This window comes from Amycolatopsis sp. NBC_00345 (assembly GCF_036116635.1).
GTDB lineage: Bacteria > Actinomycetota > Actinomycetes > Mycobacteriales > Pseudonocardiaceae > Amycolatopsis.
On sequence record NZ_CP107995.1, the window covers coordinates 743,581 to 762,373 of the forward strand.

14 protein-coding genes are annotated in these 18,793 nt (G+C 72.1%); 10 read left to right on the forward strand and 4 right to left on the reverse strand.

The window, feature by feature from the left end; translation table 11 throughout:
* The 4 genes from lepB to OG943_RS03520 all read left to right on the forward strand — a co-directional run bounded on the left by lepB (position 1) and on the right by OG943_RS03520 (position 3,646).
* Positions 1 to 786, forward strand: a complete 786-nt coding sequence (gene lepB / locus OG943_RS03505) for a signal peptidase I (RefSeq protein WP_328608204.1) — start codon at positions 1 to 3, stop codon at positions 784 to 786.
* 223 nt (positions 787 to 1,009) lie between these two features.
* Positions 1,010 to 1,555, forward strand: coding sequence for a snapalysin family zinc-dependent metalloprotease (locus OG943_RS03510; protein ID WP_328608205.1), 546 nt, complete (start codon positions 1,010 to 1,012; stop codon positions 1,553 to 1,555).
* A gap of 211 nt (positions 1,556 to 1,766) precedes the next feature.
* A complete protein-coding gene (locus tag OG943_RS03515; protein WP_328608206.1) occupies positions 1,767 to 2,996 on the forward strand; it encodes a sensor histidine kinase in 1,230 nt (409 codons plus the stop codon).
* Entirely contained in the window at positions 2,993 to 3,646 is a 654-nt protein-coding gene (locus OG943_RS03520) for a response regulator transcription factor (RefSeq protein WP_328608207.1), read from the forward strand. Before OG943_RS03515 ends, OG943_RS03520 begins: the two co-directional genes overlap by 4 nt.
* On the opposite strand, the gene OG943_RS03525 is transcribed toward OG943_RS03520, so the two are convergent.
* Both OG943_RS03525 and OG943_RS03530 read right to left on the reverse strand, forming a co-directional pair.
* A complete protein-coding gene (locus OG943_RS03525; protein WP_328608208.1) occupies positions 3,630 to 5,309 on the reverse strand; it encodes a GGDEF domain-containing protein in 1,680 nt (559 codons plus the stop codon). The two genes, OG943_RS03520 and OG943_RS03525, sit on opposite strands and share 17 nt — an antisense overlap.
* A gap of 111 nt (positions 5,310 to 5,420) precedes the next feature.
* The gene (locus tag OG943_RS03530; RefSeq protein ID WP_328608209.1) at positions 5,421 to 6,575 is read right to left on the reverse strand and encodes a lycopene cyclase family protein; all 1,155 of its coding nucleotides are present in this window, start codon (positions 6,573 to 6,575) and stop codon (positions 5,421 to 5,423) included.
* Between the two features lie 50 nt (positions 6,576 to 6,625).
* Between OG943_RS03530 and OG943_RS03535 the strand changes: the two genes are divergently transcribed.
* The 5 genes from OG943_RS03535 to OG943_RS03555 all read left to right on the forward strand — a co-directional run bounded on the left by OG943_RS03535 (position 6,626) and on the right by OG943_RS03555 (position 14,339).
* Positions 6,626 to 8,188, forward strand: a complete 1,563-nt coding sequence (locus OG943_RS03535) for a deoxyguanosinetriphosphate triphosphohydrolase family protein (RefSeq protein ID WP_328608210.1) — start codon at positions 6,626 to 6,628, stop codon at positions 8,186 to 8,188.
* 299 nt (positions 8,189 to 8,487) lie between these two features.
* On the forward strand, positions 8,488 to 11,367 hold the full coding sequence (locus OG943_RS03540) for a S8 family serine peptidase (protein ID WP_328611989.1): 2,880 nt from the start codon (positions 8,488 to 8,490) through the stop codon (positions 11,365 to 11,367).
* Between the two features lie 102 nt (positions 11,368 to 11,469).
* On the forward strand, positions 11,470 to 12,138 hold the full coding sequence (locus OG943_RS03545) for an acVLRF1 family peptidyl-tRNA hydrolase (protein WP_328608211.1): 669 nt from the start codon (positions 11,470 to 11,472) through the stop codon (positions 12,136 to 12,138).
* A 181-nt stretch (positions 12,139 to 12,319) separates the two neighbouring features.
* A complete protein-coding gene (locus OG943_RS03550; RefSeq protein WP_328608212.1) occupies positions 12,320 to 13,948 on the forward strand; it encodes an ABC-F family ATP-binding cassette domain-containing protein in 1,629 nt (542 codons plus the stop codon).
* Positions 13,949 to 14,129: 181 nt separating this feature from the next.
* Complete coding sequence (locus OG943_RS03555; protein WP_003071237.1) at positions 14,130 to 14,339, forward strand: helix-turn-helix domain-containing protein; 210 nt, start codon at positions 14,130 to 14,132, stop codon at positions 14,337 to 14,339.
* On the opposite strand, the gene OG943_RS03560 is transcribed toward OG943_RS03555, so the two are convergent.
* Complete coding sequence (locus OG943_RS03560) at positions 14,326 to 15,639, reverse strand: glycosyltransferase 87 family protein (RefSeq protein WP_328611990.1); 1,314 nt, start codon at positions 15,637 to 15,639, stop codon at positions 14,326 to 14,328. The two genes, OG943_RS03555 and OG943_RS03560, sit on opposite strands and share 14 nt — an antisense overlap.
* 233 nt (positions 15,640 to 15,872) lie before the next feature.
* Between OG943_RS03560 and OG943_RS03565 the strand changes: the two genes are divergently transcribed.
* Positions 15,873 to 17,828, forward strand: coding sequence for an ABC transporter ATP-binding protein (locus OG943_RS03565; RefSeq protein ID WP_328608213.1), 1,956 nt, complete (start codon positions 15,873 to 15,875; stop codon positions 17,826 to 17,828).
* A gap of 132 nt (positions 17,829 to 17,960) precedes the next feature.
* Here OG943_RS03565 and OG943_RS03570 read toward each other — a convergent pair whose 3' ends face one another.
* A complete protein-coding gene (locus OG943_RS03570; RefSeq protein ID WP_328608214.1) occupies positions 17,961 to 18,689 on the reverse strand; it encodes an SIS domain-containing protein in 729 nt (242 codons plus the stop codon).
* Positions 18,690 to 18,793: the final 104 nt, after the last annotated feature.

Genomic DNA, 18,793 nt, shown 5'->3' on the forward strand with positions numbered 1-18,793 from the left:
GTGATCGAACCGGACTTCCCCGCTCCGCCGCCCGCAACTCCTGTTCAACGGCGGTTTTCGCCGCTGCTGGCCATTTTTCTGGTGGTCCTCGTCGCCGGCGCGGTGCTCACCGGGTTCGGGCTGGTGAAGGTGTTCAGCTACCGGGTGGTCACCCTGCCCGGCGGCTCGATGGACTCGACGGTGCCCCCAGGGACCTCAGTGATCTACCGGCTGCGCGACGGCGAGGAAGTCCGCCGGGGCGACCTGGTCGTCTTCGAGGCCGAACAGTTCACGGAGGATCCGGGCTCCCGGTTCGTCAAGCGGGTCATCGCGGTCGGCGGCGACACGGTGGAGTGCTGCGACGCGCGGCACCGGATCGAAGTGAACGGCAAGCCGGTCACCGAGCCCTACCTCGACCCGGCCGTGACACCGGAGCGCGGGGCCCTGCCGTTCAAGGCGAAGGTCCCGGCCGGGGCGATTTTCGTCGCGGGGGACACCCGGGACAATTCCAACGACTCCCGGGTCTACGCGGACCAGCCCGGCGGCGGCGCGGTCCTTCTGTCCAAAGTGGATGGCGTGATCGTGGCCGAGGGCAGCCTGTTCTGGGCCAAGGCCTTGAAACCCACCACGGCGTTCACCGACGCCGGGCTGTCCGGCGCGGCCACTGAGGACACCGGGCCTGTCACCGCCAGGCTCACCGTCGCCGGGGGAGCGCTGCTGTTCCTGATCGGGTTCGCCGGCGCGATCGTGGCGGCCGCCCGCTCCGCCGGAAGACGGCGAACCGCCGCCGCCCCGCCTGGGCACTGAGCACCCGAACATCACGACACACAACGCCCGGACGAACCCGATCCGGACACCGGGGACCCCGGCGGCGCGCACCATCAGGGGAATCCCTCGACTGCCACGTACCGTGCGCGGTCTCCTACTTTCGGACGTGGCCGCGCATTCGGTGAACTCCTAACGTGTTCGATCGAACCGCGGTTGCCGATTTCCGGCAGCCGAATGGGATTTCCCCGGCGAAGGAGACACGATGAAGGTACGCGGGTTCGGGCGGATCGCGGCGCTGGCTCTCGCCGTCGCGGCGCCGCTGGGCATCGGCTTGGTCACGGCGCCCGGCGCGTCGGCCGCTGCGGCGACCACGGTGTACTACGACTCCAGCGGCGCGCCCGACTACCTGGCGCAGATCGACCAGGGCGCGGCGAACTGGAACGCCGCCGTGAACGACGTGAAGCTGGTCAAGGGGGACGGCACCGGGACCGTGGTGTTCCACGAGACCAACAGCGGCGGGTCGTACACGAACACCGACGGACACGGCAACGGCGACATCTACCTCGACACCAGCCAGGTGGCCGAGGGATTCGACCCGACGCGTATTGCGGCGCATGAGCTGGGGCATAACCTGGGGCTGCCGGATGATTACAGCGGGCCTTGCTCGGAGCTGATGTCGGGGCATGGGCCTGGGACTTCTTGTAAGAACGCCAAGCCTAGTGCGGCGGAGGTTTCCAAGGTGGAGTCGTTGTGGGCCAACGGGTTTGCTGTTGTGGGGGCTGGGAGTCGGGTTACTTCGGTTTACTGAGTTGGGGCAGTAAACCGGGTGAGGTAACGGCACCCCGAAGTTTGATTGTGACTACGGCGCTGGCCACGTTTTGGCTTCGGATCGGGGTGCGGGGGTGGGGCTGGGTGGTGACTCGCGTTCGTTGTTCGGGTGCGGTGGGGTGGGGCTGGGTGAGTGGTGGTTCACGCTTGAGAGGGAGGTGGGAGGCCTGCGGTGCTGGAAAGATCGCTGTGTGCGGTTTCTGCGGCCTGTCCTTTCCCGGGTGACCTATCGGCGGTGGGCCTATCTCATCGTTGGTGGGGCGCTCAGCGTGCCGTACCTGGTGTTCGCGGTGGCGGCGGTGACGGTGGTGTCCTCGGTGCTGTTCGAGTCCTCGACGGTGGGGGCGCTGGTGGTCGGGGGAGCGGTCACCCTGGTGGTGGTCGTGGCGACGTCGTTCTTGCCGGTGGTGCGGGTGCTGGAGGCGGTGGCGGTCCGGGAGCTGCTGGGGGATCCGGCGCGCGGCGCGGACGGGCGGGTCGTGGGGTTTCGGACGCGGGCGCGGCACAGCCTGATGTTTCTGCTGCACGTCGGGTGCGGGGCGGTGCTCAGCATGGTCTCGCTGGCGGTGCCGGTGGGGTTCGGGCTCGCCGTCATCGCGATGGTCACCGGGCAGTTGGTGGAGAGCGACGACGCGACCGTCGACGTGCCGCCGGGGTGGGAGTCCGTGTGGCTGCCCATCACCTTCGTGATCGGGTTCGTCGTCCTCCTCTACCTGGTGTGGGGCGTCGGCGGGGTGTTGCGGGAGGTGGCGAAACGGCTGCTCGGCATGTCCGCCGCCGAGCGGATCGTCGAGTTGGAGCGGCAGACCGAGCGGCTGTCCGAGCGCACGCGGCTGGCCCGCGAGCTGCACGACTCGGTGGGGCACGCGCTGTCCGTCGTCACCGTGCAGGCCGGGGCCGCGCGGCGGACGCTGCACAGTGACCCGGGGTTCACCGAGCAGGCGCTCACCGCGATCGAGGAATCGGCGCGCACCGCGCTTGACGACCTTGACCATGTCCTCGGGCTGCTTCGTGACGGGGACACCACGCGGGCGCCGCAGTCCGGGCTGGACGACCTGCCCGTGCTGGTCGGCGCTGCCCGGCTGGCCGGCGCCGACGTCACGGCCGAGCTGCACGGCGCGCCGGCCGACGTGCCCGCCGTCGTTTCGCGGGAGGTGTACCGGATCCTGCAGGAATGCCTGACCAACGCCGTGCGGCACGCCGGTAGGGTGCCGGTGGCGATGACCGTCGCCATCATGGCGGGCGGGCTGCGGGCCACGGTCACCAATCCGCTGGGCGCCGCGCGGGTCCAGCGGGCCGGCGGGGGACGCGGGTTGCGCGGCATGGCCGAACGGGCGGAGCTGCTGGGCGGCACGTTCTGCGCGGGGCCGGTCGGCGTCCGCTGGGAGGTAGTGGTGACGGTGCGGTGGGGGAGCCGATGAGCGTGGGCGTGCTGCTGGTCGACGACGAGCCGCTGATCAGGATGGGGCTGCGCGCGATCGTCGACGCCGAGCCGGACCTCACCGTGCTCGGTGAGGCCGCCGACGGCGCCGGGGTGACCGGGCTGGTGGCGAAGCTGAACCCGGACGTGGTGCTGATGGACGTCCGGATGCCCGTCGTCGACGGGATCCGCGCCACCACCGACCTGATGACCGCGCTGGCCGAGCCGCCCAAGGTGATCGTGGTGACCACCTTCGAGAACGACGACTACGTCTACGACGCGCTCCTGGCCGGCGCCAGCGGGTTCCTGCTCAAGCGCGCGCGGCCGGAGGAGATCGTCGCGGGCATCCGCACCGTCGCGGCGGGCGAGTCGCTGCTGTTCCCCGCCGCGATCCGGCGGCTGGCCGAGAAACACGCGCGCGGTGGCGGACGCGACGGGCTGAACCGCGCCGGCCTCACCGAGCGGGAGCGCGAGGTGCTGCGGCTGATGGCCGCCGGACTGTCCAATGTGGAGATCGCGGGTCGGCTGTACGTCGGCGTGCAGACGGTGAAGACGCATGTGGGCAACGTGCTCGCGAAGCTCGGCGCCCGCGACCGCACCCAGGCCGTGATCCGGGCCTACGAAACGGGATTCGTCACGCCGAGCGGCTGACGGCCACGTCGCGGCCGACCCCGCGCAGCACCTCCACCCGGTCCGAGCCCGGGCGGCTCAGCACCCAGCTGGAGCCGGACACGGCCTTCGCCCGCTTCTTCAGCGGCGCGAGCAGGCGCGAGGCTTCGCGGTACGAGCCGAGGGAACCGCTGCCGCACACCAGCGTCGCCAGCGACACCGTGACCGGCAGGCCCTCGGCCGACCAGCTCGTGTCCAGCAGGGCCGCGGCGACGGTGCCGATCTCGTCGACGTCGCAGACGATCAGGAAGTCGTCGCCCCCGACGTGGCTCACCCGCATCCGCCGCAGCTGCCCCGCCAGGCCGGACAGCGTCGAGCCGAGCTCGCGGATCAGGTCGTCGCCCGCGGCGAAACCGGCGTTGTCGTTGACGGCCTTGAACGAGTCGACGTCCAGCCACGCGGCCACGAACGGCTCGCCGACGGCGATGCGGCGCTCGACGTCGCGGGCCACCGTCTCGCTGCCGGGCAGCCGGGTGAGCGGGCTGAGCGTCACGGCCTCCTCGACCTTCGCCTCGGCGACCCCGCGCACCACCTCGGTCACCAGCACCACGCCGAGGCAGCGGCCGGAGCCGTCGACCACCACGACGTCGTCGCCGGTGCGGCCCCAGTCCGCGTCGGTGACCAGCTCCAGGAATTCCAGCGCGCTCGCGCCGGCTTCGATGGTGTGCGGCTGGTCGGCCAGCCGCTCGGCCGGCCGCCGCGCGTGCAGTGCGTGCCCGTACGGACCCGTTACCGCCACGAGGAACCGCGTCCGGTCCACCGACCACTGTGGACGGTTGTCGTCGTCGACGCCGACCACCCCGCTCGGTGCGTCGGCCGCCGCGAGGACCGCGCGGACGTCGTCGCAGGTCGCCTCTTCGGGCAGCGTGGTGGCCGGGCGGAGGAAGTCGCCCACACGGGGTGCCTGCGGCGGCGCCGGGGTGCGGCGGTCGTCCGGCAGGACGGCGCCCGCGGCCGGCGCTGAGCGGTGCGCGGCGGGCGGGGCCAGCAGGTTGCCCTGCGCGATCCGCACGCCCAGGCTCTGCGCGGCGTCCAGCTGCGGCCCGGTCTCGATGCCGGTGGCGACGAGCCGGATGCCGGTGCGGGTGGTGTAGTGCAGCAGCGATTCGACGACGGCGACCGACGCCGGCTCGTCCGGCAGGCCGCGCAGCACACTCCGGTCGAGCTTCACCAGGTCCACCGGCGCGCGCACGAGCAGCGCGAGCGGCAGGTCGCCGCGGCCGAGGCCGTCGAGGGCCAGCCGGAAGCCCAGCTCGGTCAGCGCCCGCATGGCCTCGACCAGCTGGTCGGCCGGCAGGTGCGAGAACGGCGGCCCGACCTCGAGGACCACGTCGCGGGTCCGGCGCCCGGCCGCGCCGAGCTCGGCGATCAGCTCGTCGAACGCGCCCGGGCCGGCGGCCAGCGTGCGGGCGGAGAGGTTCAGGTGCAGCGGCAGCGCGCTGGGCCGCTCGGCTTCCTGGCGCACGGCGGTGGCCGCGAGGCCCAGGTCCACCTCGGCGAGCCGGCCGGCGCGCCGCGCTTCGGCGAGCAGCTCGTGCGCGGTGCCCTTGCCCGGACGGGCCAGCGCTTCGTACGCCAGGACGCCGCCGGTGTGGAGGCTGTACATCGGCTGGAAGGCGAAGCGGACCGCACCGGGCGTCGTCACCCTTCGATCGTCGCAGCGGCCCGCGGGCCAGGGAAACCGTTGTCGACAGATGTTCACCGCCCGGGAACCTGGGTTACCTGGAACGGAGTAACCGGCTGTCGCACCGCGTGGTCATCCGTGCTCCTTCCGCACCGGTCGCAGCCCCGCCAGCCGGGCCCGGAGTCCCGGCGGCGCGGCGCGGAACAGCTTCGCCATCGCCGCGGCCGTGCCGGGCAGGTCCTCGCGGCCCGAGGTGAACGCGCGCTGGGCCGCGGGCGGGAGCGTGAAGAACAGGTCGAAGAACTTGGCCGGCTCACCGGGCGGCATCGCGCGTAACGCGTGCAAGCCGTGGCGCCGCAAGGAGTGCACGGCTCGGGCTTCGGGCGTCCACAGCGTCCTTTTCGCCGCGCGCACCGCGGCCGGAGGCCCGGCTTCGAAGGCACCGGCGATCGCGGCGGCGACGCGAGGGGCCAGCCGTAGCGACGTCGCCAGGCTGTACCCGGTGGCCGGGTGGACCAGGCCCGCCGCGACTCCGAACGGGACGACCGCGCCCCGGCCGGGCAGCGGCACGTCGAGCACGATCCGGACCCGCTCTTCCGCGAACGCGGACCGGCCACGCAGGCCCGCGGCGGCCAGCCGGGCACGCAGCCGCCGGGCGAGCTCGTCGACCGGCACCCCCGGCCGGTGCGCGAGCGAGGTTTCTTCGACCAGCACCGAGCCGTCGCCCAGCGGCAGCTGATAGCGGAAACTCTGGCCGCCGCCGCGCCAGTCCATGAACACCGCCGCGTCCGGCCCCAGCCGCTCGGCGTCGGCGGCGGGCAGGACAAGCCCGTACGCCGTCTGCTCCGTGCGCGGGCCGCGAAGTGCGCCGCCGGAGAGGACGCGGCTCGCGCCGGAGGCGTCGACGACCACGGCGGCGGCGAGCCTGCGGTCGTCGGTCAGCACCACCGTCGCCCCGTGGCGGCCGGGTTCGACGGCGGCCGCCTGCCCGGTGACGACGCGGACGCGCTCCCCGGTCAGCCAAGTGCGCAGGCCCTCGTTGTCGAGCACGAGGTAATCGCGGCCGAGCCGGTGCTCCCGCGTGCCGAACGCGACGGTGGCCGCCGGCGCCGCCGCGATCACCCCGCCGGGCAGCCCGGGCAGCTCGTCCGACCAGACGCCGTAGGTGTTGCGCCACGGACGGTGCGGCGCCGGGTCGACGACGGTCGTCGCCAGGCCGCGCCGGGCGCACGCGCGCGCCAGCGCCCACCCGGCGGGCCCGCCGCCCGCGATCAGCACGTCAGCCACGTCGGAGATCCTGCCGCACTCCCGCCGGCCGGGTCAGTACGGTGGGCCGCATGGACGAGACCGACCCGAGGGCCGCGCGGCGCGACCCGGCGAGCTCGGCTGGCGGGTTCACCGACCTGGCCACCAGCCCGTTCCGCATCGACCGGGACCGCATCACCGCCTCCCCGTTCTTCGCCCGGCTGGGCGGGGTGACGCAGGTGGTCAGCGCCGCGGGCGCCGGGTTGCTGCACAACCGGCTCACCCACAGCCTCAAGGTCGCGCAGGTCGCCCGCGCCATCGCCGAGCGGATCAGCGGCGCCGGCGAATCGGCCGAGCTGGCCGCGAAGCTGGGCGGCTGCGACCCGGACGTGGCCGAGGCCGCGGCGCTGGCGCACGACCTCGGCCACCCGCCGTTCGGGCACCTCGGCGAGCAGACGCTCGACCGCATCGCCCGGCACCGGTTCGGCCTCGCCGACGGCTTCGAGGGCAACGCCCAGTCGTTCCGCATCATCACCACCACCGACGTGCGCGGCCCGTCGGCGATCGGCCTCGACCTGACCACGGCCGTGCGCGCCGCGGTGCTCAAGTACCCGTGGGCGCGGCTGCACCACCCGGCCCCGCACCCGACGTCGCTGCCGAACCCGCCCCGCGGCGCGGCCGAGCCGGACGACGCGCCGGGCACCGGCGCGAGCAAGTTCTCCGCCTACGTGACCGAGCTGGACGACTTCGCCCAGGCGCGCGCCCCGTTCACCGGCCGCATCGAGCCGTGGCAGCAGACGGTGGAGGCGTCCGTGATGGACACCGCCGACGACATCGCCTACGCCATCCACGACCTGCAGGACTTCCACCGCATCGGGGTGCTGCAGCACGCGCCGGTCGCCGCGGAGCTGGGGGAGTGGCTCGGCCACGCCCTCGACCTGGCGGCGCTGGACGACGACCAGCTGTATTCGGAAATCCGCCGCCCCGGCCGCTCACTGGAGCGGATGCGGCGCCGGATGCACCACCGGGACGCGTGGATCGTGGACGACGACGCGTTCACCCAGGCCGTCGGGCGAGTGCACCGCGAGCTGGTGGACGGCCTGCTCGCGGACAGCTTCGACGGCTCGATCGAGGCCGAGCAGGCGACCGCGGCGTTCTCGGCCAACTGGACCTCGCGGCTGGTCGACGGGGTGATCGTGGCGTCCTCGCCGTCCACCCGCTCCGGGCACGTCTCGCTGCGGCCCGCGCAGTGGCACGAGGTGCAGGTGCTGAAGTTCGTGCACCGCCGTTTCGTGCTGCTGCGCGCGGACCTCGCGCTGCACCAGCGGGGCCAGGCCGCGCTGGTGACCAGCCTGGTCGACGCGCTCGACGCGTGGCTGCAGGACCGCGACGAGGTGTCGCGCCTGCCGCGGCGCCTGCACGACCTGGTCGAGCTGGCGCACGAGGAGTACAGCCTCGTCGCGGGCACGGCGCCGGAGCTGCTGGTCGGCGCGACCGGCGAGCGGGTGCAGGGCGCCGACGCCGTCCGGAGCCTCGCGCGGGGGCGCGCGGTGGTGGACTTCGTGGCTTCGTTGACGGACAAACAGGCCGTCACGCTGCTCGACGCGCTGTCCGGCCGGTCCGCGCAGCCGTGGTCGGACTCGTTTGTCCTCTGAGGCGTCCCGGTTGTCTTCTGACTGTCTTCTGACCGCTGCCGAACGGCCTACGACGATCGGCGGGTGGCGGGAGATTACCTACCCTATGTCACCCTAACGGCTGATTTTTACGAAGACGCACAGTACTTAGCTAAGGCCAGCCGGTGATCACCGGCATTGGCCAGCGTGAGTCGGGGCACGCAGTGCGAGATTCGGAGGCGCACGTGCGTCGAAGCCGTTCTACCAAAGCCGCCAGAGCCGAAAGACCCAGAAGAGACACGCGGAGCCGGGCGGCCGTCCTGGCCGCCGGGGCCGCGGCGCTGCTCGCCGCGCTGGGCCTGGTCGCCCCGCCCGCGGGCGCGGCCACCACGTCCACACCGGACACCTTCTCCGCCACCGCCGCCCGGCAGATCGCCGCGCTGCAGGCGGTGAAGACCGGGCAGACCCCGGTCGAGTCCAAAATAGACAGCCGGTTGCTGGTCGAGCAGAAGCTGCGGGCTCAGCGGCTCAGCGCGTCGGCCGTCCCCGCGCTGAAGGCGGGCGACGTGTCCGCCGCCGGCACCGCGCTCGTCGACATCCGCGCCACCAAGGTCACCGACGGGCTGGTCAGTGACCTGCGCAAGGCGGGCGCGGGCATCCGGTCGCTGTCGGACCGGGAGGCGAGCATCCGCGCCGAGGTGCCGCTGGCGGCGTTGCCCGCCATCGCCGCGCGCGCCGACGTGAAGCGAGTCGAGACCGCCGACCAGGCGATCACCGCTCGCGAGCTGGAGCACCCGGCCGCGCCGGGCAAGGCCGCCCCGGCCGAGACCAAGCAACAGAAGGGCGCCCGCATCGAGGGCGAGCTGAAGAAGGCGCTCGCGGCGAAGAACCAGCGCTCCGCCGCCGCGGCCACCATCACCAGCGAGGGCGACCGCGCGCACAACGCGGACCTCGCCCGTCAGCAGTTCGGCGTCACCGGCACCGGCGTGAAGGCCTGCGCCCTGTCCGACGGCGTCGACTCCCTCGCCGTCTCGCAGGCGAAGGGCGAGCTGCCCGCGAACGTCGACGTCCCCGCGGGCCAGGCGGGCTCGGGCGACGAGGGCACCGCGATGCTCGAAATCCTCCACGACCTCGCACCCAACGCCGCGCTCGGCTTCGCCTCGGCCTTCCAGTCGGACGCGAGCTTCGCCGACAACATCCGCACTCTTCGCTTCCAGTCGCACTGCGACGTGATCGTCGACGACGTCATCTACTTCGCGGAATCCCCGTTCCAGGACGGGATGATCGCCAAGGCCGTGAACGACGTGACCGCCGACGGCGCGCTCTACTTCTCCTCCGCGGGCAACGAAGGCAACGTCGCCGACGGCACCTCCGCGCACTGGGAAGGCGACTTCGCCGACTCCGGCAAGACGGTCGGCAAGTTCGCCGGCACCGCGCACAACTTCGCGGGCGCCGGGGGCAACCAGGTCTTCGAGCCGATCTCGGACGCCTCGTCCGCCGGCATCCCGGTGACGCTGAACTGGTCGGACCCGCTCGGCGCGGCGTCGGACGACTACGACCTCTACCTGCTCGACGCCACCGGCAACGTGGTCAGCTTCAGCCAGAACGTGCAGAACGGCACCCAGGACCCGTTCGAGATCCTGTCCACGCCGTTCTTCGGCGGCACCGGGCTGCGGCTCGCGGTCGTCAAGTACGCCGGTGAAGGGCGCTACCTGTCGCTGACCGCGTTCAACAGCCGGTTCAAGGACTCGGCCGACGGCCTGAAGGCCTACACCACCCCGGGTGTCGTGGTCGGCCATTCGGCCGCGCGCAACGCGTTCGCCGTCGCCGCGGCGCCCGCCGGTGCCGCGTTCGGCCGCCCGCTGGAGCCGGGCGACCCGGCCAACCCGGCCGGCCCGTTCCCGGCCGCGTTCTCCGGCGCCAGCAAGGCCGAGCGGTTCAGCTCCGACGGCCCGCGGCGGATGTTCTACGAAGCCGACGGCACGCCCATCACCCCGGGCAACGTCTCCGCGACCGGTGGTGAGCTGCGGGGCAAGCCCGAGATCACCGCGGCCGACGGCGTCCGCACCTCGGTGACCGGGTTCGACCCGTTCTTCGGCACCTCCGCGGCCGCCCCGCACGCCGCCGGGATCGCGGCGCTGGTGCTGTCCGGCAACCCCGGACTGTCCGCTTCGGACGTTCGCGACGCGTTCCTGAACACGGCCGTGGACATCGAGGCGCCCGGCACCGACAACCTGACCGGTGCGGGGGTCATCCTCGCCGACAAGGTGCTCGCCTACACCGGGGCCAGCCCGCAGCCCTACGCCCAGGCCCAGCCGCCGACGGTGAAGGCGACCGACGGCGGCTCCTCGCTGGACCCCGGCGACACGGCGAAGGTGACGCTGCCGGTGACCAACACCGGTGACGGCATCGCGTCGTCCACCAGCGTCGTGCTGACCAGCCCCACCCCGGGCGTCACGATCGCGCCGCGCGCCAAGGCGTACGGCACGATCAGCCCGGGCCAGACCGGCGTGAACGACTTCACCGTCACCGTGCCGGCGAGCCAGCAGCTCGGCGTCCCGGTGGTGCTGTCCGCCAAGGTGACGTTCGCGGGCTCGTTCTCGCCGCTCACCAGCACGTTCCAGGTCGGGGTCGGCACGCCGTCACCGGTGGCGCAGACCTTCGCCTACACCGGCCCGGTGGTGGCGATCCCGGACAACTCGCCGCTCGGCGCCTCGGTGCCGCTCGTGGTGAGCGGGGTCGGGCCCGCGTCCAAGGTGTCGCTGTCGATCGACGGCACCACCTGCACCACCACCGAAGGCGCGACGACGGTCGGCATCGACCACACGTACGTGGCCGACCTGGCCGGCACGCTGATCTCGCCCTCGGGCGCGACGGCGACGCTGTTCCAGCACACCGGCACCAGCGCCAACAACCTGTGCCAGGTCGTGTTCGACGATTCGGCGGTGAAACCGTTCAGCAGCCTCACCTCGCTGGACGCGCCGTTCACCGGCACCTACCGGCCGGCGAACGCGCAGACCCCGCTGAGCGGCATCGGCGCGGCCGACGGCACGTGGACGTTCAAGGCGGTGGACAGCGCGGTCGGTGACACCGGTTCGATCCGCAGTGTCTCGCTGCACGTCAACGGCTACGTCGGTGCCGTCCCGGCGCCGGGGCAGGCCGCCGGGGTGCACCAGTCGGTGACCACGGGGCCGGTCCACCCGGCCAACGCCCTCGCCTGATCCCCAAGGGTCCCTGAAGGCCACCATGAGGGTCGGATATGCCCTCATGGTGGCCTTCAGGGACTTCGGCGGGAGGGGTGGGATGGCCGTACCGTTGCCGTCATGGCGAAGGCACGTCAGGTCGCGGGCGGCGGGCGGGCGGTCGAGGTGGCGCCGGACCGGCTCGCCGGCTGGTTCGCGCGCTTCGCGGAGCGCAACGACGGTGTCCGCGCGACCGTGCTCGGTCCGCGTGAGGTCTGCGTGACAGCGGGCAACGGGGTCACGGCGACCGCCACTGTCCCGTTCGGACCGCTGGCCATGACGGGGGAGCGTGAGGGGCTGGCCGTTGAGCCGTTTGTCGCCCACGTGCTCGTGCCGCGGCTGGTCGCGCTGCTGCTGGTGCGCCTCGGCGGGCACAGCCTCGGCCTGGCCCGCGGCGGGGTGGTGGTGCTCTCGCGCACCGACCGGCACCTGGTGCACGGCCGGTCCGCCGCCGGCGGCTGGTCGCAGCAGCGGTTCGCGCGCCGCCGCGCGGGACAGGCACGGACGGCGTTGAACACCGCCGCCCAGGACGCTTTCGAGGTCCTCGTGCCCCGGCTGTCCGAAGTGGACGCAGTGGTGCTCGGCGGCGATCGGCACGCGCTGGACCGGCTGCGCGGGGACCGCCGGCTGGCGCCGCTGTTCGCTCGCGCGGAGCCGAGGGTGCTGGAGATCGCCGAACCTCGGCGAACCGTTCTCGAAGACGCGGCGGAGCAGGCGATCTCCGTGGAACTGGTGCTGCGCGAGAGGTGAACTCCCGGTGAAGCCGGAGTGAGACCGGCCACGGGGCGGAAAACCCGTGGACGCCGACCCGTACACTCGATCTCGTGGAAATCCTGCTGGAGTAGCGGCCGCACCGGACACCCGTGTCGAAACCGGGTGGTGCCGGTGCCCGAAGCTGTCCACGTCCACCCCCCGAATCCGGGAGTTTCTCTTGATCACGGCCACTGGCCTCGAGCTGCGTGCCGGCTCGCGCATCCTGCTCAACGGCGCCACCGTCCGCATCCAGCCCGGCGACCGCATCGGCCTGGTCGGCCGCAACGGCGCCGGCAAGACCACCTCGCTGAAGGTGCTCGCCGGCGAGGGCGAGCCGCACGCCGGCGACGTCCGCCGCAGCGGCGAGCTGGGCTACCTGCCACAGGACCCGCGCGAAGGCGACCTGTCCGTCACCGCGAAGGACCGCGTGCTGTCCGCGCGCGGGCTCGACACGCTGCTGCGCGACATGGAGAAGGCGCAGACGGCGATGTCCGAGCTGGTCGACGAACGCCAGCGCGACAAGGCCATCAGCCGCTACAGCCGACTCGAAGAGCGCTTCGCGTCACTGGGCGGTTACGCCGCGGAGAGTGAAGCCGCGCGCATCTGCTCGAACCTCGGCCTGGCCGACCGTGTGCTGTCGCAGACGCTGAGCACGCTGTCCGGCGGCCAGCGCCGCCGCGTGGAGCTGGCGCGCATCCTGTTCGCCGCCGCCGAGGCGGGCGCGGGCGGCAAGTCCGAGACGATCCTGCTGCTCGACGAGCCCACCAACCACCTGGACGCCGACTCGGTCACCTGGCTGCGCGGCTTCCTCAAGCAGCACGACGGCGGGCTCGTGGTGATCAGCCACGACGTGGAGCTGCTCGGCGACGTCGTCAACAAGGTCTGGTTCCTCGACGCGACGCGCGGCGAGCTCGACCTGTACAACATGGGCTGGCAGCGCTACCTCGACGCGCGCGCCACGGACGAGAAGCGCCGCCGCCGCGAGCGCGCGAACGCCGAGAAGAAGGCGTCCGCGTTGCAGCAGCAGGCCGCGAAGCTCGGTGCGAAGGCGACGAAGGCGGTGGCGGCCAAGAACATGGCGCGCCGCGCGGAGCAGATGCTGTCCGCCCTCGACGAGACCCGTCACGCCGACAAGGTCGCCCGGATCAAGTTCCCGGAGCCGGCGCCCTGCGGCCGCACGCCGCTGATGGCCGAGGGTCTGTCGAAGTCTTACGGCTCGCTCGAGATCTTCACCGGGGTCGACCTCGCCGTCGACCGGGGCTCGAAGGTCGTCGTACTCGGATTGAACGGTGCCGGAAAGACGACATTGCTCCGGTTGCTCGGCGGAATGGAAACTCCGGACACCGGATCCTTGGTGCCGGGTCACGGAATGCGTTTGGGCTATTACGCACAGGAACACGAAACGCTCGACCATGAAGCGAGCGTGTGGGAAAACATCCGACATCTGGCCCCGGACACCGGCGCCCAGGAGTTGCGTAACCTGCTCGGCTCGTTCCTCTTCACCGGCGAACAACTCGACCAGCCCGCCGGCACGCTTTCCGGTGGCGAGAAGACGCGCCTCGCGCTGGCCGGCCTGGTCTCCAGCGCCGCCAACGTGCTGCTGCTCGACGAGCCTACGAACAACCTGGACCCGGCCAGCCGCGCGCAGGTGCTGGACGCGCTGCGCAGCTTCGCCGGCGCGGTCGTGCTGGTCACTCACGACCCGGGCGCGGTCGAGGCGCTGGAGCCCGAGCGCGTCATCCTGCTGCCCGACGGCACCGAGGACCATTGGTCCGCTGATTATCTGGAACTTGTCCAGCTAGCGTGACCTCAGATGCGGCCATTCGGGTGCTTGCCAACCGGCGCGAAGCACTGAAATGGCCCAATGTGATCGCAGTTTCGACTGTTTTACGTCTGTCGTCTGGCATTCCGGCGCTCAGTGTTCGATCATTGCCCCGGCAGGGGCCGTTATGTGGCCCAGAACACCACTCGGCGGGAAGGCGATCGACGTGGCTGATCTCAAGAAAGGCGCGCGGATCACCGGCAACACGCGCGACAAGCTGGCCGCTGACCTGAAGAAGAAATACGAGAAGGGCTCGAGCATCCGAGCCCTCGCGGAGTCCACGGGACGGTCCTACGGGTTCGTCCACCGGGTTCTCTCGGAGTCCGGAGTCCAGCTGCGGGGGCGTGGCGGGGCGACTCGGGTCAAGAAGAAGTAGCACCAGGGCTGCTGCGCGGGGGGCGCAGTCCCGGTTCGGAGGCTCGGAACGTGAGCGCGGCTCCGAGCAGTACCAAGGGATAGACCAGGTAGCCGTAGCGAGTTGCCGGAGTGAGCAGGATCAAGGCGCCGAGACCGACGGCGATCCGCACCAGCGCGGCGGATCCGGTCGCGGGGGGCCGGCGCCCCAGCCACACCAGCATGGCCACCGCTGCCGCACCGACCAGTACCAGCGAAACCACGTTGCCCACGGGGCCGGTTTCCGCGATCAGGTGGCCCGGCAACGGGCTCGCCGCGGGGGAGCGCACCACGCCCATCCCGAGCGGGAACCGGATCACGTGCTCCATGAAGGCCTCCGGGCCGGCCAGGTAGACCGGCAGGTGCAGCACCACCGTCGTGGTGACCAAAGTGGTCACGAAACGGATGAGCGCCGCGCGGCCCAGGCCGTTTTCGCGGCGCCCGCGGCAGTAGACGTAGACGATGAGCACCGCCGCGGCCGGTGCCACGATGAGTTTCGCGCTGATCACCAGCGCCAGCACCAGCCCCGACCAGCCGGCCCGGCCGGTCGCGGCGAGTGCGCACGCGAGCACCAGCAGTCCCACGATGGCCAGATCCGGCCCGGCGACCGACCACGTCAACGCGGTCAGCGGGCACGCGACCGCGAGCTGCGCCGCGAAAACCGGAATTCGGGGCCATTTCAGCATTCGTAGCGAGGCGATCACGCACAGGCACGCGGCGAGCGCGAACATCCAGCGCGCGTCGGTGAGCGCGTTCGTCACCGGGTTGCCACCGAACAACGCGCGCGGCAGGCCGAAGATCGTCATCACCGGGCCGTAGGGCGTGTAGTCGTTGACCTCCGGCGGGCGGCCGAGGGCGGTCACGTCGACGTAGGGCGTGCCGTGCTGCAGCAGCAGGCTCGCGCTGCGCTCGATCACCCACACTTCGGGCTGCGCGGCCCACGAGCCGGGGGTGATCAGCCAGTCCACTCCGGTCAGTCGGCGAATCACCAGCACGGTCAGCGGAACGATCATCGCCAACAGCCCGACCGACGCGATACCCAGCCACCGCGAGCTGAGCCGTCCCCGCGGCTCGCGGCCGGCCCGCGCGGAGATCAGCAGCCAGGCGCTGTGCACGGCGGCGAGCCCGTAGCCGGCGCTCGCGAACGCGCCCCAGATCCGGTAGCCGTAGAACTCCGAGGCGAACGCGCTGGCGAACGCGAACACGAAGCAGCCGAAGTAGAACACCAGGTCCCAGCCGAGCAGCCGGGTGGCGCGGGCCTCGGCCGCGCGGCCCGGTGCCATGAGCAGCTGCACCCTGCGTCCCCCTCGACTCGGCGTATCGTCCCCCGTCGCGTCAGGTTACCGAGGGGTCCCCGGCGGTGAGCGGCCGCCCGTTTGCCGAGGACCCGGCCGGATCGGGAAGAACTCCGGGCGGGCCGGTGTTGTCCGCTTCATATCCGGAAAAAAGCTCAAGTAATATAGAAGTTTCATCCGGGCCGCACCACCGGCCCGGCTGGGAAGATGGGGGACACCTGATGGACAACACCTGGGCGCTGCTGAGTTCGGCGATGCGCTCGGCGGACACGCCGAGGGCGCTGACCCGCGGCACGGTCAAGCGCGTCGCCCGCTTCGCCCGGCCGCATTGGGTGCGGCTGCTGGTCTTCCTGGTGCTGACGGTCGTCTCGGCCGTGCTCGCGGTGACCACGCCGGTGCTGGCGGGCAAGGTGGTCGACTCGATCGTCGGCGGCCACGACCTGTCGGTGGTGCTCTGGCTGGCCGTCGTGATCGCCCTGCTGGCGATCGCCGACGCGGGGCTGGGCCTGGCCGAGCGGTGGCAGTCCGCGCGCATCGGCGAGGGCATCATCCTCGACCTGCGCGTGGCCGTCTTCGAGCACGTGCAGAAGCTGCCGATCGCGTTCTTCACCCGGACCCGCACCGGCGCGCTGGTCAGCCGGCTCAACAACGACGTGATCGGCGCGCAGCGGACGTTCACCGCGACGCTGTCCGGGCTCGTCACCAACGTGATCCAGCTGGTGCTCTCGCTGGCGGTGATGATGACGCTGTCCTGGCAGGTCACGGTGGTCGCGCTGGTGCTGCTGCCGGTGTTCGTGCTGCCGGCGCGCCGGCTCGGCCGCCGGATGGCCGGGCTGCAGCGCGAGGCCGCCCAGCTCAACGCCGGCATGACCACGCAGATGACCGAGCGGTTCTCCGCGCCCGGCGCCACGCTGGTGAAGCTGTTCGGCCACCCGCGCCAGGAGGTCGCGGACTTCGCCGGGCGGGCCGGGCGCGTCCGCGACATCGGCGTGCGCACGGCGATGCTCACCCGCTGGTTCATGACCAGCCTGACGCTCGTCTCCGCGCTGGCGCAGGCGCTCGTCTACGGCCTCGGCGGCTACCTCGCGCTGACCGGGCAGCTCGAGCCCGGCACCGTGGTGGCGCTGGCGCTGCTGCTGACCCGGCTCTACGCCCCGCTGACCGCGCTCGCGAACGTGCGCGTGGACGTGATGACCGCGATGGTCTCGTTCGAGCGCGTCTTCGAGGTGCTCGACCTGGACCCGATGATCAAGGAGCCGGCCGAGCCGAAGGCACTGCCCGCCGGTGGTGCCGGGGCCGGTGGTGACGCTGTTGGTGGTGCCGGGGTTGGTGGTGACGCTGTTGGTGGTGCCGGGGTTGGTGGTGTCTCGGTCGGTGGTGTTGCGGTGGAATTCGACGACGTGCGGTTCGGCTACCCCGCGGCGGACCGGTTCTCCCTCGCCTCACTGGAGGACGTGGCCACTTTGGACACCCGAGGCGGCGAGGAAGTGCTGCACGGCATCAGCTTCCGCGCCGAGCCGGGCCAGATGGTGGCGCTGGTCGGCTCGTCCGGCGCCGGGAAGTCGACGATCGCGTCACTGCTGCCGCGGCTCTACGACGTGGACGCGGGCGCGGTGCGGCTGTCCGGAGTGGACGTCCGCGACCTCGATTTCGCCACCCTGCGGGAGACCGTCGGCGTGGTGACCCAGGACGGGCACCTGTTCCACGACACGATCCGCGCCAACCTGGCGTACGCGCGGCCGGGCGCGACCGACGACGAGATCTGGGCGGCGCTGGAGCAGGCGCGGCTCGGCGAGCTGGCGCGCTCGCTGCCCGACGGCCTCGACACCACCGTCGGCGAGCGCGGCTACCGCCTTTCCGGCGGCGAACGGCAGCGGCTCACCATCGCGCGGCTGCTGCTGGCCCAGCCCAAGGTCGTGGTGCTGGACGAGGCGACGGCCCACCTGGACTCCGAGTCGGAGGCCGCGGTCGGCGAGGCGCTGATCGGCGCGCTGGAAGGCCGGACGTCGCTGGTGATCGCGCACCGGCTGTCCACAGTCCGCGCGGCCGACCTGATCCTGGTGATCGAGCACGGCGCGGTCGTCGAGCAGGGCACGCACGAGGAGCTGCTGGCGCGGGAAGGCCGTTACGCGGAACTGCACCACACCCAGTTCAACGAGGAGCCCGCGGTTGCGTAGGCCGGCGCCCTTCGTCGAATGCGCCCCAATGTGGCGTTCGGTGCGTTGAACGCACCGAACGCCACATTGGGTGCGCCCAACGCAACCAACGCCACATTGGGGCGCTTCAGCGGCGGGGCCGCAGCGGGTGGGTTACCGCAGCGCCGGGACGCGCGGGCCGTACTTGGCCAGCAGCGCCACGTTCGCCTCGTCGCCACCCTCCACATTGGAACTGCGCCACAGTGGAACGTCGATACCCTCGGCCGTGCCGCGGTCGAAGACCTGGGCCAGCACGAGGTTCCACAGGAACGCGTTGACCACAGTGGACAGCGGCGCGGTGCGCGGCGCCGCGGCCGGGTGGCTGGCGTCGCCGGGGACGACCAGCGAGTCGAGCACCACGCTGCCCTCCTCGACCAGCGTGGTCGGCGACCGGCGCGGCGCGGCGGCCACACAGGCCCGCGACGTCACCGCGATCACCGAGGCACCGCGGCGGCGGGCGCCGGCGGCGAGTTCCACCGGGTACGGGTTCACGCCGGAGGTCGAGAACACCACCAGCACGTCGTCCGGGCCGGGCGCGCGCTCGGCGAGCACCTCTTCCGCCAGCCCGGTGCGGCGCTCGGTCTTGGTGCTGTGCTGCGCGCCGTGCAGCGGCAGCAGCTCCGGGTGGTACAGCGGGTACACGCAGGCGAGGCCGCCCGCGCGGTAGAATGTCTCGGCGACGGCGGCCAGCGAGTGCCCGGCGCCCGCGGTGAACACCAGCGCGTCGCTGCGGATCACCCCCAGCACCAGGTCGGCCGCCGCGGCCAGCTGATCGGCATTGGCCTCCTCGGCGGCCGCGAGCTTCTCCGCCGTGCTCTTCCAGTTCTCCGTGGCGCTCACCACACCTGCCCTTCGTCGCGGGTCCGGTCGCCGAATCTAGCGCGTGGCCACGCTTCGTGGTGGATTAGCGTGATACCCGGACAGGAACAGATCCCGGTGACTGGGAG

Coding starts and splice junctions, on each gene's coding strand:
- OG943_RS03520 (WP_328608207.1), top strand. CDS start 2,993: ATGAGCGTGGGCGTGCTGCTGGTCGACGACGAGCCGCTGATCAGGATG.
- OG943_RS03545 (WP_328608211.1), top strand. CDS start 11,470: ATGGCGAAGGCACGTCAGGTCGCGGGCGGCGGGCGGGCGGTCGAGGTG.
- OG943_RS03535 (WP_328608210.1), top strand. CDS start 6,626: ATGGACGAGACCGACCCGAGGGCCGCGCGGCGCGACCCGGCGAGCTCG.
- OG943_RS03565 (WP_328608213.1), top strand. CDS start 15,873: ATGGACAACACCTGGGCGCTGCTGAGTTCGGCGATGCGCTCGGCGGAC.
- OG943_RS03560 (WP_328611990.1), bottom strand. CDS start 15,639: ATGGCACCGGGCCGCGCGGCCGAGGCCCGCGCCACCCGGCTGCTCGGC.
- OG943_RS03510 (WP_328608205.1), top strand. CDS start 1,010: ATGAAGGTACGCGGGTTCGGGCGGATCGCGGCGCTGGCTCTCGCCGTC.